Source organism: Pantoea sp. EKM103V (assembly GCF_011800365.1).
GTDB lineage: Bacteria > Pseudomonadota > Gammaproteobacteria > Enterobacterales > Enterobacteriaceae > Pantoea > Pantoea anthophila.
The window spans coordinates 1-402 of record NZ_JAALFQ010000049.1 but is presented as its reverse complement, the minus strand read 5'-3'; the positions used below and the strand labels follow the sequence as shown (position 1 = coordinate 402).

The 402-nt window shown below is 56.7% G+C and carries 1 protein-coding gene; it reads left to right on the top strand.

Annotated features, from left to right (window positions below; genetic code table 11):
* Positions 1-66: 66 nt before the first annotated feature.
* Positions 67-402 (top strand): DNA methyltransferase (locus HFD97_RS22070; RefSeq protein ID WP_341874301.1); only part of this gene is annotated, 336 nt, incomplete at its 3' end.

Below are 402 nucleotides of genomic sequence, written 5' to 3'. Positions count from 1 at the left end.
TTTACGCCCGTCTTTGTGGTGGTCACGGCACCACTGGGGTGCCCCCCGACACTCAGGAGCATAACTATGTCCCGATTCATGCGTGGCGACAGCGTAGAGATCATGGCTGGCTTTCCGGATAACAGCATCGACTTCATTCTGACCGATCCTCCGTACCTCGTCGGCTTTAAGGACCGATCCGGCCGTTCAATCGCCAACGACGTGAGCGACGAGTGGGTGCTGCCGGCCAGCCGTGAAATGTTCCGCGTGCTCAAAAACAACAGCCTGGCGGTGAGCTTCTACGGCTGGAACCGCGTGGACATCTTTATGCAGGCATGGAAAGCGACGGGCTTTCGCGTCGTCGGGCACCTGGTGTTTACCAAAACGTACGCATCTAAATCGGCATTTGTCGGATATCAGCAT